Source organism: Micropruina sp. (assembly GCF_047602085.1).
Taxonomy (GTDB): domain Bacteria; phylum Actinomycetota; class Actinomycetes; order Propionibacteriales; family Propionibacteriaceae; genus Micropruina.
Map to the genome: position 1 here is coordinate 319,240 of NZ_JASGID010000005.1, position 15,147 is coordinate 334,386.

28 protein-coding genes are annotated in these 15,147 nt (G+C 66.8%); 3 read left to right on the forward strand and 25 right to left on the reverse strand.

What is annotated here, in order from left to right; genetic code table 11:
- Positions 1 to 70: 70 nt before the first annotated feature.
- The 25 genes from map to rpsJ all read right to left on the reverse strand — a co-directional run bounded on the left by map (position 71) and on the right by rpsJ (position 13,613).
- Complete coding sequence (gene map, locus QM721_RS10400; protein ID WP_415121633.1) at positions 71 to 907, reverse strand: type I methionyl aminopeptidase; 837 nt, start codon at positions 905 to 907, stop codon at positions 71 to 73.
- A 3-nt stretch (positions 908 to 910) separates the two neighbouring features.
- Complete coding sequence (locus QM721_RS10405; protein ID WP_415121635.1) at positions 911 to 1,486, reverse strand: adenylate kinase; 576 nt, start codon at positions 1,484 to 1,486, stop codon at positions 911 to 913.
- Positions 1,487 to 1,509: 23 nt separating this feature from the next.
- Positions 1,510 to 2,820, reverse strand: coding sequence for a preprotein translocase subunit SecY (gene secY / locus QM721_RS10410; protein ID WP_415122081.1), 1,311 nt, complete (start codon positions 2,818 to 2,820; stop codon positions 1,510 to 1,512).
- 98 nt (positions 2,821 to 2,918) lie between these two features.
- On the reverse strand, positions 2,919 to 3,656 hold the full coding sequence (locus QM721_RS10415) for a FadR/GntR family transcriptional regulator (protein ID WP_415121637.1): 738 nt from the start codon (positions 3,654 to 3,656) through the stop codon (positions 2,919 to 2,921).
- Between the two features lie 375 nt (positions 3,657 to 4,031).
- Positions 4,032 to 4,478 (reverse strand): 50S ribosomal protein L15, encoded by a 447-nt coding sequence (rplO, locus tag QM721_RS10420; RefSeq protein ID WP_415121639.1) that lies wholly within the window; start codon positions 4,476 to 4,478, stop codon positions 4,032 to 4,034.
- A gap of 1 nt (position 4,479) precedes the next feature.
- Positions 4,480 to 4,662 carry a 50S ribosomal protein L30 gene (gene rpmD / locus QM721_RS10425; RefSeq protein ID WP_415121641.1) on the reverse strand — a complete coding sequence of 61 codons (183 nt, stop codon included), beginning with the start codon at positions 4,660 to 4,662 and terminating at the stop codon, positions 4,480 to 4,482.
- Entirely contained in the window at positions 4,662 to 5,273 is a 612-nt protein-coding gene (rpsE, locus tag QM721_RS10430) for a 30S ribosomal protein S5 (protein WP_415121643.1), read from the reverse strand. Before rpsE ends, rpmD begins: the two co-directional genes overlap by 1 nt.
- Before the next feature lie 24 nt (positions 5,274 to 5,297).
- The gene (gene rplR / locus QM721_RS10435; RefSeq protein WP_415121645.1) at positions 5,298 to 5,681 is read right to left on the reverse strand and encodes a 50S ribosomal protein L18; all 384 of its coding nucleotides are present in this window, start codon (positions 5,679 to 5,681) and stop codon (positions 5,298 to 5,300) included.
- Positions 5,681 to 6,223: a 50S ribosomal protein L6 gene (rplF, locus tag QM721_RS10440; protein ID WP_415121647.1), complete on the reverse strand. Its 543-nt coding sequence runs from the start codon at positions 6,221 to 6,223 to the stop codon at positions 5,681 to 5,683. The genes rplR and rplF overlap by 1 nt, the downstream gene beginning before the upstream one ends.
- A gap of 15 nt (positions 6,224 to 6,238) precedes the next feature.
- A complete protein-coding gene (rpsH, locus tag QM721_RS10445) occupies positions 6,239 to 6,646 on the reverse strand; it encodes a 30S ribosomal protein S8 (RefSeq protein WP_415121649.1) in 408 nt (135 codons plus the stop codon).
- 136 nt (positions 6,647 to 6,782) lie between these two features.
- Positions 6,783 to 6,968 (reverse strand): type Z 30S ribosomal protein S14, encoded by a 186-nt coding sequence (locus tag QM721_RS10450; protein WP_415121651.1) that lies wholly within the window; start codon positions 6,966 to 6,968, stop codon positions 6,783 to 6,785.
- 4 nt (positions 6,969 to 6,972) lie between these two features.
- On the reverse strand, positions 6,973 to 7,629 hold the full coding sequence (gene rplE, locus QM721_RS10455; RefSeq protein WP_415121653.1) for a 50S ribosomal protein L5: 657 nt from the start codon (positions 7,627 to 7,629) through the stop codon (positions 6,973 to 6,975).
- A complete protein-coding gene (gene rplX / locus QM721_RS10460) occupies positions 7,629 to 8,000 on the reverse strand; it encodes a 50S ribosomal protein L24 (RefSeq protein WP_415121655.1) in 372 nt (123 codons plus the stop codon). Before rplX ends, rplE begins: the two co-directional genes overlap by 1 nt.
- A 1-nt stretch (position 8,001) precedes the next feature.
- The gene (gene rplN, locus QM721_RS10465) at positions 8,002 to 8,370 is read right to left on the reverse strand and encodes a 50S ribosomal protein L14 (protein ID WP_415121657.1); all 369 of its coding nucleotides are present in this window, start codon (positions 8,368 to 8,370) and stop codon (positions 8,002 to 8,004) included.
- Positions 8,371 to 8,377: 7 nt separating this feature from the next.
- On the reverse strand, positions 8,378 to 8,644 hold the full coding sequence (rpsQ, locus tag QM721_RS10470; protein WP_415121659.1) for a 30S ribosomal protein S17: 267 nt from the start codon (positions 8,642 to 8,644) through the stop codon (positions 8,378 to 8,380).
- Between the two features lie 5 nt (positions 8,645 to 8,649).
- Entirely contained in the window at positions 8,650 to 8,880 is a 231-nt protein-coding gene (gene rpmC / locus QM721_RS10475; protein WP_415121661.1) for a 50S ribosomal protein L29, read from the reverse strand.
- The gene (gene rplP, locus QM721_RS10480) at positions 8,880 to 9,299 is read right to left on the reverse strand and encodes a 50S ribosomal protein L16 (RefSeq protein WP_415121663.1); all 420 of its coding nucleotides are present in this window, start codon (positions 9,297 to 9,299) and stop codon (positions 8,880 to 8,882) included. The genes rpmC and rplP overlap by 1 nt, the downstream gene beginning before the upstream one ends.
- Before the next feature lies 1 nt (position 9,300).
- On the reverse strand, positions 9,301 to 10,113 hold the full coding sequence (rpsC, locus tag QM721_RS10485; RefSeq protein ID WP_415121665.1) for a 30S ribosomal protein S3: 813 nt from the start codon (positions 10,111 to 10,113) through the stop codon (positions 9,301 to 9,303).
- A 2-nt stretch (positions 10,114 to 10,115) separates the two neighbouring features.
- Entirely contained in the window at positions 10,116 to 10,508 is a 393-nt protein-coding gene (gene rplV, locus QM721_RS10490) for a 50S ribosomal protein L22 (RefSeq protein WP_415121667.1), read from the reverse strand.
- A gap of 22 nt (positions 10,509 to 10,530) precedes the next feature.
- Entirely contained in the window at positions 10,531 to 10,812 is a 282-nt protein-coding gene (rpsS, locus tag QM721_RS10495) for a 30S ribosomal protein S19 (protein WP_415121669.1), read from the reverse strand.
- A gap of 22 nt (positions 10,813 to 10,834) precedes the next feature.
- Entirely contained in the window at positions 10,835 to 11,671 is an 837-nt protein-coding gene (rplB, locus tag QM721_RS10500; RefSeq protein WP_415121671.1) for a 50S ribosomal protein L2, read from the reverse strand.
- A gap of 19 nt (positions 11,672 to 11,690) precedes the next feature.
- Positions 11,691 to 11,999 (reverse strand): 50S ribosomal protein L23, encoded by a 309-nt coding sequence (gene rplW, locus QM721_RS10505; protein WP_415121673.1) that lies wholly within the window; start codon positions 11,997 to 11,999, stop codon positions 11,691 to 11,693.
- Positions 11,996 to 12,634: a 50S ribosomal protein L4 gene (gene rplD, locus QM721_RS10510; protein WP_415121675.1), complete on the reverse strand. Its 639-nt coding sequence runs from the start codon at positions 12,632 to 12,634 to the stop codon at positions 11,996 to 11,998. The genes rplW and rplD overlap by 4 nt, the downstream gene beginning before the upstream one ends.
- Positions 12,631 to 13,290: a 50S ribosomal protein L3 gene (gene rplC / locus QM721_RS10515; protein WP_415121677.1), complete on the reverse strand. Its 660-nt coding sequence runs from the start codon at positions 13,288 to 13,290 to the stop codon at positions 12,631 to 12,633. Before rplC ends, rplD begins: the two co-directional genes overlap by 4 nt.
- An 11-nt stretch (positions 13,291 to 13,301) precedes the next feature.
- Positions 13,302 to 13,613: a 30S ribosomal protein S10 gene (gene rpsJ / locus QM721_RS10520; RefSeq protein ID WP_020488540.1), complete on the reverse strand. Its 312-nt coding sequence runs from the start codon at positions 13,611 to 13,613 to the stop codon at positions 13,302 to 13,304.
- A 351-nt stretch (positions 13,614 to 13,964) separates the two neighbouring features.
- Here rpsJ and QM721_RS10525 point away from each other — a divergent pair, with 351 nt between their 5' ends.
- The 3 genes from QM721_RS10525 (at position 13,965) to QM721_RS10535 (ending at position 15,125) form a co-directional block, all read left to right on the forward strand.
- Positions 13,965 to 14,414 carry a hypothetical protein gene (locus QM721_RS10525; protein WP_415121679.1) on the forward strand — a complete coding sequence of 150 codons (450 nt, stop codon included), beginning with the start codon at positions 13,965 to 13,967 and terminating at the stop codon, positions 14,412 to 14,414.
- Positions 14,414 to 14,623 (forward strand): helix-turn-helix transcriptional regulator, encoded by a 210-nt coding sequence (locus QM721_RS10530; protein WP_415121681.1) that lies wholly within the window; start codon positions 14,414 to 14,416, stop codon positions 14,621 to 14,623. Before QM721_RS10525 ends, QM721_RS10530 begins: the two co-directional genes overlap by 1 nt.
- 85 nt (positions 14,624 to 14,708) lie before the next feature.
- Complete coding sequence (locus QM721_RS10535) at positions 14,709 to 15,125, forward strand: glyoxalase (RefSeq protein WP_415121683.1); 417 nt, start codon at positions 14,709 to 14,711, stop codon at positions 15,123 to 15,125.
- Positions 15,126 to 15,147 lie beyond the last annotated feature (22 nt).

The window sequence follows — 15,147 nt, forward strand, 5'->3', positions numbered from 1 at the left end:
CTTGCCACAGCCACACGTCCGAGGTCTCGACAAGCTCGACCAGCGACCATCAACCGCTCGGCCAGCGGACTCAGTCGCCCAACGGGCCGAATCTGGCGCCCAGTGCCGTGAGTTCGGCCTCGCCGCCGTCCTCGGCCGTGAGCACCCACAACCCGCGCCGCGTGATTGCCACCGTGTGCTCCCAGTGGCAGGCCCGGGACCCGTCCCGGGTGACCACCGTCCAGTCGTCCTCCAGGGTCGCGGTCGCCTCACCACCCAGGGTGAGCATGGGTTCGATCGCCAGGCACATGCCCTGCACCAGCAGCGGGCCTCGTCCGCGCCTGCCGTGATTGGGGACGTCCGGCGCCTGGTGCATCGCCGAACCGATGCCGTGCCCGGTGAACTCGCGCACGATGCCGTAACGACGCGGCTGGGTGCGCACGAAACCCTCGATGGCCGCCGAAATGTCGCCGATGCGGCCACCCAACCGGGCGGCCGCGATGCCCCGCCACATCGACCGCCGGGTCACCTCGCTCAATTCCCGGTCATCGGCACGAGGTTCGCCGATCACGAAGCTCAGCGCCGAGTCGCCATGCCAGCCGTCGACGATGGCGCCGAAGTCCACCGACACCAGGTCGCCGTCGGCCAGCACCCGCTCCCCCGGTATGCCGTGCACGATCTCGTCGTTCACCGAGATGCAGGTGACGGCCGGGAACGGTTGTACGCCGTACCCGGCGCCGTAGTTCAGGAACGACGAGGTGGCGCCCTGCTCGGCGAGCAGCACACGCGCCATCCGGTCGAGATCGCCGGTGGTGAGGCCGGCCCGGGCCGCGTCACGCAACGCCGCAAGCGTGCGCGCCACCACCAGGCCCGCCCGCCGCATCACCAGGATCTGCTCAGGGGTCTTAACCTCGATACCGCCGGCCAACGGTCAGTCGCCAATACGCTGGGCCAGGGCGGTCAGCACGCGTTGGGTGACCTCCGAGACCTCGCCCATGCCGTCCACCTCGAGCAGCAGGCCACGCTCCCGGTACACCTCAAGCAACGGATCGGTCTGCTCGTGGTACACCTCAAGCCGGTTGCGAATGGTTTCTTCGTTGTCATCGGGACGGCCCTCGATCTCGGCCCGCTTGAGCATCCGCCGCACGATCGCCTCTTCGTCGGCAGTCAGTGAGATCACCGCGTCGAGGGTGAAGCCATGCGCCTCTAGCTCTTTGTCGAGCGCCTTGACCTGGCCAAGGGTGCGCGGGAAACCGTCCAGCAACCAGCCACCCTTGGTGTCCTCCTCTTCGAGGCGCTGCACGACGACCTTCAGGGTGAGGCTGTCGGGCACGTAGCCACCGTCGGCGATGATCCGCTTGATCCGCTCCCCCAGGTCGGTGCGATTGGTGATCGCAAGCCGAAAGATGTTGCCGGTCGAGATGGCGGGAATGCCGTAGTATTCGCCGATCACGGCAGCCTGGGTTCCCTTGCCCGCACCCGGCGGACCCATGATGAGCAGTCGCATGTCTTGCCTACCTCGCCCTTGAGTTACCTGAGGAATCCTTCATAGTTGCGTTGTTGGAGCTGACTCTCGATCTGCTTGACCGTGTCGAGTCCGACGCCGACAACGATCAGGATGCTAGTGCCTCCGAAGGGAAAGTTGGTCTGCGCGTTGAAGAAGATGAACGCGATCGCCGGAATCAACGAGATCAGCGCCAGGTAGAGCGAGCCGGGGGCGGTCAGCCGCGACAGCACGAAGGCCAGGTATTCTTCGGTCGGCCTACCCGCCCGGATCCCCGGAATGAAGCCGCCGTACTTCTTCATGTTGTCGGCGACCTCTTCGGGGTTGAAGGTGATCGCCACATAGAAGTAGGTGAAGGCGATGATCAGCACGAAGAAGATCGAGTTGTACCACAGGCCGGTGCCCCGCACCAGGTGCGTCTGAATCCACGACGACACGGGATTGTCGGGCTGGAACTGCGCGTACAGCACGGGCAGGTAGAGCATCGAACTGGCAAAGATCACCGGAATGACGCCGGCCTGGTTGACCTTCATCGGAATGTAGGTGGTGGTGCCGCCGAACAGCCGGCGCCCCACCATGCGCTTGGCATACTGCACCGGAATGCGCCGCTGCGCCTGCTCCATGAAGATCACGCCAAGCATCACCAGTAGGCCGACCGCCATGACGGTGGCGAAGGCCAGCCAGCCGGCCGCCCCCTCACGGCTCTCTTTGATGGTCCACAGCGAGGCCGGAAACTGCGCGGCGATCTGGGTGAAGATCATCACCGACATACCGTTGCCCACACCGCGCTCGGTGATCAGCTCGCCCATCCACATGATCAGGCTGGTTCCGGCGGTCATGGTGAGCACCATCACGACGATCGGGAAGATGCCCTTGTCGTAGACCAGGTCACGGGTGCAGCCCTGGAACAACTGCCCGTTGACCGCCAGCGTGACGAAGGCGGTGGCGTTCAGCACGGCCAGCACCAAGGTGAGGTAGCGGGTGTACTGGGTGATCTTCGCGGTGCCGGCGGCGCCCTCTTTCTTCAGCGTCTCGAGCCGAGGAATCACCACGGTCAGCAACTGCAGAATGATGCTCGCCGTGATGTAGGGCATGATGCCGAGTGCGAAGATCGCCAACTGGAGCAGCGCACCACCCGAGAACAGGTTGATCATCGAGTAGAGGCCCGCATTGGTGCCGCTGGCCGCCTCCAGGCGGCAGGCATTCACGTTCACCATGTTCACGTTGGGCGTCGGAATCACCGAGCCCAGCCGGAAGACGGCCAGGATCGCAAGGGTGAACAGGATCTTGCGGCGCAGGTCAGGGGTCTTCAGCGCGTTCCAGAAGGCCGACAGCATCCGACCAGTACTCCTCACATGTGGTGCTCGCACGCGAGAACCGCGCACAACCTGGGAAACTCTACCAAGTTCTGGACGTGGGTCACTCCGGTGGGTCGCTACACCGACCAGTCGTCGGTGCTCGGCGGCTCGGTGAGTGTCGGACGCGGCCCGACCCGCGTCGCCATCGCGGCCAGCCCCTGCGCCACCTGAGCGCGGGACGCGATGCGCGCCGTCTCGGCGTCGCCGGCGGCCACCGCCCCCGCGATGCGTCGGTATCGTTCGGCCCACACCAGGCCGGGTTCGACGCCGGCGGGGCCGTCCAGGCGTTGAACCAACCGCACCATGCCCGAGAAGCCGAAGAACAGCTCGTTGGCCGTGGCCCGCAACAGCAACGTGTTGAAGTCGAGTTCGGCCTCGGCCATGGCCGACGCCTTCTCGGGCTGCCGGCTGGTGCGCACGATCTCGTCGGCCAGCTCACTCAACCGCTGCCGCTGTTCGGGGGTGGCGTTGCGGGCCGCGAGCTCGGCGGCCATCGGCTGCAGCGAGGCCCGCAACTCCGTGACGTCGAGCAGCACCCGGTCGTGTTCGGCCCCGGCGAGCCGCCAGCGCACCACCAAAGGATCGAGCACATTCCAACTCGACCGCGGCCGAATCGTGATGCCTACCCGGCGGCGCGAGCGCACCATGCCCAAGGCCTCCAGAATGCGCATGATCTCGCGGGCAACTGTGCGCGACACCACGAACCGCTGCTCCAGGTCGGCCAGGGTGAGCACCGAGCCCACCGGACGAACGCCGTCGACGATCTCTTGCCCGATCTCGTCGAGCGCCGCGTGGTGCAACTGTGCAGAGGCCATGGGGGTGTCCTTACGTCGCCGGTCAGGATAGTCGCACCATTGCCGGGCAGGTGCGCCTGCGTGACATCTGGGCCGCTCGCCGCATCTGCGAGGCAGAACCACGAACCCGCCAACCAACGCATCCGCCTTGGGGGAAACGCTGATTTTCGCCGGTCGAGCCTGTCGAGACCTCGAACATGCCCCTCCAATCACCGGTTTCGACACGCTCAACCAACGGGCCGCACTCAGCTCTCGCCGGTCGAGCCTGTCGAGACCTCGAACATGCCCCTCCAATCACCGGTCTCGACAAGCTCGACCAGCGGAATACACGCTCCACCAACGCCGAACGGGCGGGACGACCCGTGGCCGTCCCGCCCGTTCGGCGGTGCTGTGCGATCAGACCTCGGTGGCGGTGCCTCCGGCGGCCTCGATCTTGCTCTTGGCCGAGGCCGAGAAGGCGTTCGCCCGCACGGTCAGGGCGACCGAAAGCTCGCCGTTGCCGAGCACCTTGACCAGGTTGCCGTCGCGGACGGCGCCCTTGGCCACCAGGTCGGCCACGCCGACCTCACCGCCGTCGGGGAACAGTTCGCCCAGCTTGGCGACGTTCACCACCTGGTACTCGACCCGGAACGGGTTCTTGAAGCCGCGCAGCTTGGGCAGCCGCATGTGCAGCGGCATCTGCCCGCCCTCGAAGTTCTGCGGGGTGTTCTTGCGCGCCCCGGTGCCCTTGGTGCCACGACCCGCGGTCTTGCCCCGCTTGCCGCCCTCACCGCGACCCACCCGGGTCTTCTCAGTCTTCGCGCCCGGCGCCGGGCGCAGGTGGTGCAACTTCAGTGCAGCCATGTCAGTTGACCTCCTCGACGCTGACCAGGTGCGCGATCGACTTGGCCATCCCGACCAGTTCGGGACGATCCTCGATCACGACCGAGTCACCGATGCGCTTCAAACCGAGCGACCGCAGCGTGTCGCGCTGGTTCTGCTTACGACCCACGCCGGACTTGACCTGGGTCACCTTGAACGTGGTCATCAGTGCGTCGCCCCCTCACGGGCCCGCAGCAGGGCTGCCGGGGCGACGTCCTCGACCGACAGCCCGCGACGCTTCGCGACCTGCTCGGGCTCTTCCAGGCTCTTCAGCGCGGCCACGGTGGCATGCACCACGTTGATCGCGTTGTCAGAGCCCAGCGACTTGGCCAGCACGTCGTGCACACCGGCGCACTCCAGCACGGCGCGCGCCGAGCCGCCGGCGATGACGCCGGTACCCGGCGAGGCCGGACGCAGCATGACTACGCCGGCCGCCTTCTCGCCCTGCACGGGGTGCGGGATCGTGCCCTGAATGCGGGGCACCCGGAAGAACGACTTCTTGGCCTCTTCGACGCCCTTGGCGATCGCGGCCGGCACCTCGCGGGCCTTGCCGTAGCCGACGCCCACGGTGCCGTCGCCGTCGCCCACCACGACCAGCGCGGTGAAGCTGAACCGGCGGCCACCCTGGACGACCTTCGCCACCCGGTTGATCGCCACTACCCGCTCGAGGTACTGGCTCTTGTCTTTGTCAGCGGCGGCGTTCTGGCCCCGACGGTCCTCGCGGCCACGACGCTCGCCACCAGCGGCACCGCCTCCGCGGCGCTGGTTTCCATTCATCGTCTCTCTACCTTTCGAGTTCCGTCAGAATCCCAGGCCGGCCTCGCGCGCACTGTCAGCCAGTGCGGCGATCCGTCCGTGGTACTTGTTGCCGGCCCGGTCGAAGACCACGTCGGAGACACCGGCGGCCTTGGCCCGGTCGGCGATCAGGGTGCCGACCTGCTTGGCCACCTCGGTCTTGTCGCCGGACGCCTTGCGGACGTCCGCCTCCATGGTCGAGGCCGAGGCCAGGGTCTTGCCCACCGTGTCGTCGATCACCTGAACGAACAGGTGCCGCGCCGAGCGGGTGACCACCAGGCGGGGACGCTGCGGGCTGCCAGCGATCTTCTTGCGACCACGAGCCTGGCGACGCAGCCGCGAAGCGGTGCGGGCGGCCGTGCCCTTGTTGTTCGACAGCGAGATAGCCATCACTTACCAGCCTTTCCAACCTTGCGGCGAACCCGCTCGCCGGCGTAGCGCACGCCCTTGCCCTTGTAGGGCTCCGGCTTACGGATCTTGCGGATGTTTGCCGCAACCTCGCCCACGACCTGCTTGTCGATGCCGTAGACGGTGAACGCCGTCGGCTTCTCGACCGAGAACGTGATCCCTTCGGGGGCGTTCACGACAACCGGGTGACTGAACCCGAGGTTGAACTCGAGCTGGGTCGGGCCCTTGCTGATCACGCGGTAGCCGACGCCGACGATCTCGAGCTTCTTCTCGTAACCGGCGGTCACGCCGGTGACCATATTCGACACCAGGGTGCGGGTCAGGCCGTGCAGCGAACGGCTCAGCCGCTCGTCGTCGGGACGGGTGACCTCGATCTCACCGGCCTCGTTGCGACCCACCTTGATCGGTTCGGCCACAGTGTGGGACAGGGTGCCCTTGGGGCCCTTCACCTCGACCTGCTGGCCCTCCAGCGTGACGTTCACGCCGGCCGGCACGGCGATCGGGAGCCTTCCAATTCGCGACATGTCAGTACTCCTTTCTCACCACACGTAGGCGAGCACTTCGCCGCCCACGGACTTGGCATTGGCTTCGGAGTCGGTGAGCAGGCCCTGGGAGGTCGAGATGATCGCGATCCCCAGGCCGCCGAGCACCTTCGGCAGGCCGGTCGACTTGGCGTAGACCCGCAGGCCCGGCTTGCTGATCCGCCGGACCCCGGCGATCGAACGCTCCCGGTTGCTGCCGTACTTCAAGGTGATGGTCAGCGTCTTGCCGACCTCGCCGGCCGCCGGCTCTTTCACCTCGAAGCTGCTGATGTAGCCCTGAGCCTTGAGGATCTCGGCGATGCCCACCTTGATCTTGCTGTGCGGCATCGACGTCGAGTCGTGGTACGCCTGGTTGGCGTTGCGCAGACGCGTCAGCATGTCTGCGATCGGGTCAGTCATGGTCATGACTTGTTTCTTCTTTCTCGAACGGTTTCAAGTGGGCGTGACACGCCGCAGCTGACCTGTTCGGGTTGTGGTCAGTGGGTTCGGACGAACCCGGTGGTCGATGGGCCGAGGTCTCGGCCGGCTCGACCGGCGATCGTCACCAGCTGGACTTGGTCACGCCCGGAAGCTGGCCGGCATGGGCCAGGTCGCGCAGGCAGACCCGGCACAGGCCGAATTTGCGGAACACGGCCTTGGGCCGGCCGCACTTGCTGCACCGGGTGTAGGCCCGGACGGCGAACTTCGGCTTGCGGGCCTGCTTCACCTTCAGCGCAGTCTTTGCCATTTCGTCACTTCCTCTTCAGGGACTTCTTCTGGGCGCTCTTGGACGCACCCTGCGGACGCCGCTTCTTGGCGACGGCCTTCTTCGGATCGTTCTCGGGCGCCTTGAACGGGAAGCCCAAGGCGCGCAACAGCGCCCGGCCCTCGTCGTCGTTGGTCGCGGTGGTGACGAAGGTGATGTCCATGCCCCGGGTGCGATCGATCCGGTCCTGGTCGATCTCGTGGAACATGACCTGCTCGGTCAGGCCGAAGGTGTAGTTGCCCTTGCCGTCGAACTGCCGTGCCGACAGGCCGCGGAAGTCGCGAATGCGGGGCAGCGCCAAGGTGAGCAGCCGGTCGGCGAACTCCCACATGCGGTCACCGCGCAGGGTGACGTGGCAGCCGATCGGCATGCCCTCGCGCAGCTTGAACTGGGCGATCGACTTGCGGGCCTTGGTCACCTGCGGCTTCTGGCCGGTGATCTGGGTCAGGTCGCGCACGGCGCCGTCGATCACCTTAGAGTCGCGGGCGGCGTCACCGACACCCATGTTGACCACGATCTTGGTCAGCCCAGGAATCTGCATCACGTTGTCGTAACCGAACTCAGTGTGCAGCGCGGGCGCGATCTCTTCGCGGTACTTCTGCTTCAGCCGCGGCAGAGTCTTTTCTGCGACAGTCGCGGTCATCAGATTTCCTTCCCGGTCTTGCGGGCGACGCGGACACTCCGGGTCGCTGCGTACTCCGAGCCGTCGGGACGTCGCTTGGTCACCTCACGGCGCTCGTAACCAACCCGGGTCACCACCTCTTTGCCGTCCACCTTCACGACCAACTGCACGTTGGAGGCGTCGATGGGGGCCTCGGTGGTGATGATGCCGCCCTTGTCCTTGCCGCCCTGGGCGGAGCGATCCGGGGTGTGCTTCTTGACGACGTTCACGCCCTCGACGATCACCCGGCCCTGCTCGGGCAGCACCTCGATGATGTCGCCGACCAAGCCCTTGTCTTTGCCGGCGATGACCTTGACCCGGTCACCCTTCTTCACATGCAACGAGTTCGCCATGTCACAGCACCTCCGGGGCCAGCGAGACGATGCGCATGTACTTCTTCTCGCGCAGTTCACGGCCGACCGGACCGAAGATACGGGTGCCGCGAGGCTCCCCGTCGCCCTTCAAGATCACGGCGGCGTTCTCATCGAATTTGATGTAGGAGCCGTCGGGCCGACGGGTCTCTTTCACCGTACGGACGATGACGGCCTTGACCACCTCGCCCTTCTTCACGTTTCCGCCCGGGATGGCGTCCTTGACCGTGGCGACGATCTTGTCGCCCAGGCCCGCGTAGCGACGCTTGGAGCCACCGAGCACCCGGATGCACAGGAGTTCCTTCGCACCGGTGTTGTCCGCGACCTTCAGCCGCGATTCCTGCTGGATCATCTCTGCCTCACTTGGCCTTCTCGAGAATCTCGATCAGACGCCAGCGCTTGGTCGCTGAGGTCGGACGAGTCTCCATCACCCGGACGCGGTCACCGACGCCGGCATCATTCGCCTCGTCGTGCGCCTTCAGCCGCTCGGTCTTGGTCATCACCTTGCCGTACAGCGGGTGCTTGACCCGCTGCTCGATGGCCACCACGACGGTTTTGTCCATCTTGTCGGACACCACGACGCCCTCACGGACCTTGCGGGCGCCTTCGCGCTTGCTATCACTCATTGCTCTCACTTGTCCTGATCGGGATCGGGAACGATGCCGAGGTTGCGCTCCTGCAGCACGGTGTAGACCCGGGCGATGTCCTTGCGGACCTCGCGGAGCCGTCCGTGCGACTCGAGCTGACCGGTGGCGGCGGCGAAGCGGAGGTTAAACAGCTCCTCCTTGTATTCGACGACCTTGGCGTTGAGCTCGTCGCGGCTCAGGCCGCGCAGGTCGGCGGCGGTGGTGGTGTTCGCCATCAGATGTCACCTGCTTCCCGCTTGATGAAGCGTGCCTTGAAAGGCAGCTTGTGGATCGCCAGGCGCATGGCCTCGCGGGCCACGTCCTCGCCGACGCCGGACAATTCGAACAGCACGCGGCCGGGCTTGATGTTGGCCACCCACCATTCGGGGGAACCCTTGCCGGAACCCATCCGGGTTTCGGCCGGCTTCTTGGTCAGCGGACGGTCGGGGTAGACGTTGATCCACACCTTGCCGCCACGCTTGATGTGGCGCGTCATCGCGATACGGGCGCTCTCGATCTGACGGTTGGTCAGGTACGAGGACTCCAGGGCCTGGATGCCGTAATCGCCGAACGCCAGCTTGGTACCGCCCTTGGCCGCACCGTCCCGCTTGGGGTGGTGCTGCTTGCGGTGCTTGACCCTACGGGGAATCAACATCTCAGGCTCCTGCGTTCTCTGCCACGGCCTCGGCCGCGGGGGCCTCGGCAGCCTCGGCGCGGCGGCGTCCACCGCGCTCCGGACGGTTGTCACGGCCACCCCGGTCGTCGCGACGCGGCCCACGGGCCGGACGACGCTGACCGCCGGAGGTGGCGCGGGCGGCGCGCTGCGCGGCCCGCTCGGCGCGGTTGCCCGACACATCGCCCTTGTAGATCCACACCTTCACGCCGATTCGGCCGAAGGTGGTCTTGGCCTCGAAGAAGCCGTAGTCGATGTCGGCCCGCAGGGTGTGCAGCGGCACGCGGCCCTCGCGGTAGAACTCCGAGCGGCTCATCTCGGCACCGCCCAGACGGCCGGAGCACTTGATCTTGATGCCGGTGGCACCCGAGCGCATCGCGGTCTGCTGCGCCTTGCGCATCGCGCGGCGGAACGCCACTCGGGCGCTCAGCTGCTCGGCAATGCCCTGGGCAACCAACTGGGCGTCGATCTCGGGGTTCTTCACCTCAAGAATGTTCAACTGCACCTGCTTGCCGCTCAGCTTCTCCAGCTCGCTGCGCACCCGCTCCGCCTCGGCACCGTTGCGGCCGATGACGATGCCCGGGCGAGCGGCGTAGAGGAAGATCGTGACCCGCTCGCTGCGGCGCTCGATCTCGACCGACGAAATGCCGGCCCGCTCCAGCGTCTTGTGCAGGTACTTGCGAATCTTGACGTCCTCGGCCACGTACTCGGCGTAGCCCTTGTCGGCGTACCACCTGGTCTTGTGGTCGGTGGTGATGCCGAGCCGGAAGCCGTTCGGGTTGATCTTCTGACCCATGCTCAGGCCTCCTTCGGTTCGACGACGACGGTGATGTGACTGCCCCGCTTCAGGATCCGGCTCGCGGAGCCCTTGGCTCGCGGCCGGATCCGGCGCAGCGTCATGCCCTCGTCAACGAAGGCCTGCGAAATGTACAGCTCCTCGGCCCGCAGGTCTTCGGTGGCCTCGGCATTGGCCGAAGCCGACGCCACCACCTTGTAGACCGGCTCGGAGGCGGCCTGCGGCGCGAACTTCAGCACCGTCAGGGCGTCGGTGACGGGCAGGCCCCGCACCAGGTCGACGACCCGGCGCACCTTGGTCGGCGACATCCGGACTCCACGCGCGATGGCGTACGAGCCAGGACGATCGCCGAGCAGGCGGGAACGCCGGGTGGGCCGGTTCTCCTTGTTGCTCATATCTCTTCCTTTTCTCGCTCGCTCAGCGGCGGCGCGACTTCTTGTCTTCTTTGATGTGCCCGCGGTAGGTGCGGGTGGGGGCGAACTCGCCCAGCTTGTGGCCGATCATCGACTCGGTGACGAAGACCGGCACATGCTTGCGACCGTCGTGCACCGCAATGGTGTGACCGATCATGTCGGGAATGATCATCGACCGGCGCGACCAGGTCTTGATCACCTGCTTGGTGCCCTTGGCGTTCTGCACCTCGACCTTCTTGGCGAGGTGGTCGTCGACGAAGGGACCCTTCTTCAGGCTGCGTGGCATCTTGTTATCTCACCTGTTCCAATCAGCGCTTCTTGCCGGACTTGCGCCGACGAATGATCAGGCGAGAGCTCGCCTTGTTCTTGTCGCGGGTGCGGCCCTCGGGCTTGCCCCACGGGCTCACCGGGTGACGACCACCCGAGGTGCGACCCTCGCCACCACCGTGCGGGTGGTCGATCGGGTTCATCACCACACCGCGGACGGTCGGGCGGATGCCCTTCCAGCGGTTGCGGCCGGCCTTGCCCCAGTTGATGTTCGACTGCTCGGCGTTGCCGACCTCGCCGACCGTGGCGCGGCAGCGGACGTCCACCATGCGCATCTCGCCCGAGGGCAGGCGCAGGGTGGCCATCTTGCCCTCGCGGGCGACCAGCTGGATGCGGGCACCGGCCGAGCGGCCCATCTTGGCGCCGCCGCCGGGACGCAACTCGACGGCGTGCACCGTGGTGCCGACCGGGATGTTGCGCAGCGGCAGGTTGTTGCCGGGCTTGATGTCAGCACCTTCACCGGCCTCCACCGGAGCGCCCTGCTTGAGGCCGTTCGGGGCGATGATGTAGCGCTTCTCGCCATCGGCGTAGTGCAGCAGCGCGATCCGGGCGGTGCGGTTCGGGTCGTACTCGATGTGCGCGACCTTGGCCGGCACGCCGTCCTTGTCGTAGCGCTTGAAGTCGATCAGCCGGTAGGCCTGCTTGTGCCCGCCGCCGATGTGCCGGGTGGTGATCCGGCCGGAGTTGTTGCGGCCGCCGGTCTTGGGCTTGGCCACCACCAGGGACTTCTCGGGCGTCGAGCGGGTGACCTCGGCGAAGTCCGACACGCTCGAGCCGCGGCGGCCCGGAGTGGTCGGCTTGTACTTGCGAATAGCCATGTCAGTGTCTCCTCGTCGCTCAGACGCCGGCCGAGCCGAAGATGTCGATGCGCTGGCCGTCGGCGACGGTCACGATGGCCCGCTTGGTGTCGGGACGCTTGCCCCAGCCGGCCCGCGTGCGGCGCTTCTTGCCCTGGCGGTTGATGGTGTTCACGTTGGTGACCTTGACGTCGAAGACGGCCTCCACGGCGATCTTGATCTCGGTCTTGTTCGCTCCGGGCGCGACCAGGAACGTGTACTTGTTCTCGTCGAGCAGCCCGTAGCTCTTCTCGGAGACCACCGGCGCGAGCAGAATGTCGCGGTGGTCGCGGATCTTGTGGTCGCTCACTTGGCTTCTCCTTCGGCAGCGACCGAGCCGGTGAAGTCGGCCAGGGCTGCGGTGGTGAACACGACGTCGTCGGCGTTCAGCACGTCGTAGGCGTTCAACTGGTCGACTGCCAGGGCGTGCACCGAGGCGACGTTGCGCAGGCTCAGCCAGGCCACGTCCTCGTCACGGCTCAGCACGACCAGGATCTTGGCGCCGCCGACCTCGGCCAGCGCCTTGAGCGCCGCCTTGGTGGACGGGGTCTCGCCGGTGACGATCGACTCGATCACGTGCACGTTGCCGTTGCGGGCCCGGTCGGACAGCGAGCCGCGCAGAGCGGCCACGATCATCTTCTTGGGCGTGCGCTGGCTGTAGTCGCGCGGTTGCGGGCCGTGCACGATGCCGCCACCGGTCCACTGCGGAGCGCGCCGCGAACCCTGGCGGGCTCGTCCGGTGCCCTTCTGGCGCCACGGCTTTGCGCCACCGCCCGCGACATCGCCGCGGGTCTTGGTGGCATGCGTGCCCTGGCGGGCGGCGGCCTGCTGGGCCACCACCACCTGGTGGATCAACGGCACGTTGGTCTGCACGTCGAAGTAGTCGCCGGGCAGGTCGGCGCTGGCCTTCGAGCCCAGCACCTGGACGGTTTGGCTCTCGCTCATTCGGCAGCACCCTTCTTGGCGGCCGTGCGCAGCACGACGAGCGAACCCTTGGGCCCGGGCACCGAGCCCTTGACCAGGATCAGCCCGCGCTCGACGTCGACGGCGTGGATCGTGAGGTTCTGGACGGTGACCTTGTCGACACCCATCCGGCCGGCCATCCGCATGCCCTTGAACACCTTCGAAGGGGTGGACGAGCCGCCGATGGAACCGGGCGAACGGTGCTTGCGGTGCACACCGTGGCTGGCGCGCAGGCCGTGGAAGCCATGTCGCTTCATCACGCCCGCGGTGCCCTTGCCCTTGCTGACGCCGGTCACGTCGACCACGTCGGCGGCGGCGAACACGTCGGCGCCCAGCTCCTGGCCCAGGGTGTATTCGCTGGCGTCAGCGGTGCGCAGCTCGACCAGGTGCTTGCGCGGGGTGACCCCGGCAGCCTCGAAGTGGCCGGCGGCGGGCTTGGTGACCTTGGTGGGCTTGACCGCCCCGAAGCCGAGCTGCACGGCGGAGTAGCCGTCCTTCTCGGGCGACCGGAGTTGCGTTACGACGCACGGGCCGGCCTGGATCACGGTGACCGGGACGACCAAATTGTTGGCGTCCCAGGTCTGGGTCATGCCGAGCTTGGTGCCGAGCAGACCCTTGACTTTACGTTCAGTAGACATATTCGGCGACCTCAGGGGAGCTTGATCTCGATGTCGACACCGGCCGGCAGGTCGAGCCGCATCAGCGAGTCGACGGTCTTCGGCGTGGGGTCGAGAATGTCGATCAGCCGCTTGTGCGTGCGCATCTCGAAGTGCTCGCGGCTGTCCTTGTACTTGTGCGGAGAACGGATCACGCAGAACACGTTCTTCTCGGTGGGCAACGGCACGGGGCCGGCCACCTTGGCACCGGTGCGGGTCACCGTGTCGACGATCTTCTTCGCCGAGGAATCAATGACCTCGTGGTCGTAGGCCCGGAGTCGGATCCGGATCTTTTGTCCCGCCACTGGTTTTCCTTCTGTTCGTCGGATGGTGCTGCTCCGACCCCCGCGGTCGGGCGTGTCGCGCCTATCAGGGCCGCACACGATCGCAATTTCGTTCGTGGTAGGGCCCGGCTGACGACTGGTCCGCCTGGGGGCACCACGGCATGACTGCCGCGGAGCAACCGGACGATTCTGTCACAAGCGGGCCGGCCGCATCAAATCCGGGGCACCTCGGCGTCCGGTTTCGGCGTGTCGCGGGCACGAGCGGGCCACGGGTGATTCAGCAACGGTTCCCCGAGTCAAGGACACTTGACACGTTAAGCACCCTTTACGTACAGTTTCCTTTACTAACCCTCAGCCATCGAAGGAGAACTGATGCCGACCCCCACGACTTTCGGACGAACCCGTCGCGGACGATCGGTCTGGCCGGCCGCGCTAGCGGCAGGCGTCGTCGTGCCCGCGCTACTGGGCGGCGCGGTGCTGATGGTGCGTACCGAGCCCAATGCCTGGGTGTTGGCGACCCTCGTCGCCGCCACCACCTTGCCGATCGGGGCTGCGCTCGGCTGGGCATTGGTCGTCGACCGGCGAACCCTGCGGGGCGCGGTCGCGCAACCCGAGCACTCGGCCGAGAATAGCTGGCTCACCGAGGCGGCCTCGGCGGCCTGCTTCGACCTGATCGCGATCGGCGGGCTCGGTGCGACGGCCCTGATCCTCGCGCCCGGACTGGCCGGAATCTCGGCCGGTGCGGCGCTGGCGTCCCTGACTGCGATCGCAATGGCGGACGGGCTCGTACGCTACCTGGTGATCATGCGGCGGGCGAGCTGATGGAGAACCGGCTGTCCGAGTTGCGCGCGCAACGTGGCTGGTCCCAACAACGGGTCGCCGAGCTGCTCGGAGTGTCTCGCCAAACCATCATCTCGCTGGAGCGTGGTCGCTTCGACCCGTCGCTACCGCTGGCGTTCAATCTGGCCCGGCTGTTCGACCGGCGGATCGAGGACATCTTCACCCCCGAGCCGTGGACTGCGCCCCAGTAGCCGGGACGACTGCGACGCTGCACCGTGGTGGTGCCGAACAACCGTCCCCTCGGTACACAATGGTGCCGACCCGAGGAGGAAACGCATGAAGGTGCACCACGTCCAGGTGATCATGCCGGTCGGCGGCGATGAACAGGTGCGTGCCTTCTGGCGGGACGCCGTCGGCCTGACCGAGGTGACTCCCCCGCCGGAGCTCGCTGGACGTCCGGTGCTGTGGTTCCGGGCCTTCGACGAAACCGGCGCGATCAGCGTAGAGATCCACGTGCTCGCCGACGAGGCTTTCGTGCCGGCCCGGCTGGCCCACCCGGCGATCCTGGTCGACTCGGTGGCCGAGTTGGAGGCGCTGGCCGGGCGGGTCGGGTCAGCCGGGTTCGAACTCAGTTGGGCGCAGCGGACGTCCTTCGCCGGCTACCAGCGCTTTCACTGCTGGGACGGCTTCGGCAATCGCGTCGAGGTGATGACACCCCAGGAAGCGCCGATCGACGCGCCTACCGCTGGTTGAGCCCCGTTGCGCCCTGGCACAG

What these genes read in the sequence shown, in the direction of transcription:
- QM721_RS10405 (WP_415121635.1), bottom strand. Translation starts at nt 1,486, where the DNA reads ATGCGACTGCTCATCATGGGTCCGCCGGGTGCGGGCAAGGGAACCCAG.
- secY (WP_415122081.1), bottom strand. Translation starts at nt 2,820, where the DNA reads ATGCTGTCGGCCTTCTGGAACGCGCTGAAGACCCCTGACCTGCGCCGC.
- QM721_RS10415 (WP_415121637.1), bottom strand. Translation starts at nt 3,656, where the DNA reads ATGGCCTCTGCACAGTTGCACCACGCGGCGCTCGACGAGATCGGGCAA.
- rplO (WP_415121639.1), bottom strand. Translation starts at nt 4,478, where the DNA reads ATGGCTGCACTGAAGTTGCACCACCTGCGCCCGGCGCCGGGCGCGAAG.
- rpmD (WP_415121641.1), bottom strand. Translation starts at nt 4,662, where the DNA reads ATGACCACGTTCAAGGTGACCCAGGTCAAGTCCGGCGTGGGTCGTAAG.
- rpsE (WP_415121643.1), bottom strand. Translation starts at nt 5,273, where the DNA reads ATGAATGGAAACCAGCGCCGCGGAGGCGGTGCCGCTGGTGGCGAGCGT.
- rplR (WP_415121645.1), bottom strand. Translation starts at nt 5,681, where the DNA reads ATGGCTATCTCGCTGTCGAACAACAAGGGCACGGCCGCCCGCACCGCT.
- rplF (WP_415121647.1), bottom strand. Translation starts at nt 6,223, where the DNA reads ATGTCGCGAATTGGAAGGCTCCCGATCGCCGTGCCGGCCGGCGTGAAC.
- rpsH (WP_415121649.1), bottom strand. Translation starts at nt 6,646, where the DNA reads ATGACCATGACTGACCCGATCGCAGACATGCTGACGCGTCTGCGCAAC.
- QM721_RS10450 (WP_415121651.1), bottom strand. Translation starts at nt 6,968, where the DNA reads ATGGCAAAGACTGCGCTGAAGGTGAAGCAGGCCCGCAAGCCGAAGTTC.
- rplE (WP_415121653.1), bottom strand. Translation starts at nt 7,629, where the DNA reads ATGACCGCGACTGTCGCAGAAAAGACTCTGCCGCGGCTGAAGCAGAAG.
- rplX (WP_415121655.1), bottom strand. Translation starts at nt 8,000, where the DNA reads ATGGCGAACTCGTTGCATGTGAAGAAGGGTGACCGGGTCAAGGTCATC.
- rplN (WP_415121657.1), bottom strand. Translation starts at nt 8,370, where the DNA reads ATGATCCAGCAGGAATCGCGGCTGAAGGTCGCGGACAACACCGGTGCG.
- rpsQ (WP_415121659.1), bottom strand. Translation starts at nt 8,644, where the DNA reads ATGAGTGATAGCAAGCGCGAAGGCGCCCGCAAGGTCCGTGAGGGCGTC.
- rpmC (WP_415121661.1), bottom strand. Translation starts at nt 8,880, where the DNA reads ATGGCGAACACCACCACCGCCGCCGACCTGCGCGGCCTGAGCCGCGAC.
- rplP (WP_415121663.1), bottom strand. Translation starts at nt 9,299, where the DNA reads ATGTTGATTCCCCGTAGGGTCAAGCACCGCAAGCAGCACCACCCCAAG.
- rpsC (WP_415121665.1), bottom strand. Translation starts at nt 10,113, where the DNA reads ATGGGTCAGAAGATCAACCCGAACGGCTTCCGGCTCGGCATCACCACC.
- rplV (WP_415121667.1), bottom strand. Translation starts at nt 10,508, where the DNA reads ATGAGCAACAAGGAGAACCGGCCCACCCGGCGTTCCCGCCTGCTCGGC.
- rpsS (WP_415121669.1), bottom strand. Translation starts at nt 10,812, where the DNA reads ATGCCACGCAGCCTGAAGAAGGGTCCCTTCGTCGACGACCACCTCGCC.
- rplB (WP_415121671.1), bottom strand. Translation starts at nt 11,671, where the DNA reads ATGGCTATTCGCAAGTACAAGCCGACCACTCCGGGCCGCCGCGGCTCG.
- rplD (WP_415121675.1), bottom strand. Translation starts at nt 12,634, where the DNA reads ATGAGCGAGAGCCAAACCGTCCAGGTGCTGGGCTCGAAGGCCAGCGCC.
- rplC (WP_415121677.1), bottom strand. Translation starts at nt 13,290, where the DNA reads ATGTCTACTGAACGTAAAGTCAAGGGTCTGCTCGGCACCAAGCTCGGC.
- QM721_RS10525 (WP_415121679.1), top strand. Translation starts at nt 13,965, where the DNA reads ATGCCGACCCCCACGACTTTCGGACGAACCCGTCGCGGACGATCGGTC.
- QM721_RS10530 (WP_415121681.1), top strand. Translation starts at nt 14,414, where the DNA reads ATGGAGAACCGGCTGTCCGAGTTGCGCGCGCAACGTGGCTGGTCCCAA.
- QM721_RS10535 (WP_415121683.1), top strand. Translation starts at nt 14,709, where the DNA reads ATGAAGGTGCACCACGTCCAGGTGATCATGCCGGTCGGCGGCGATGAA.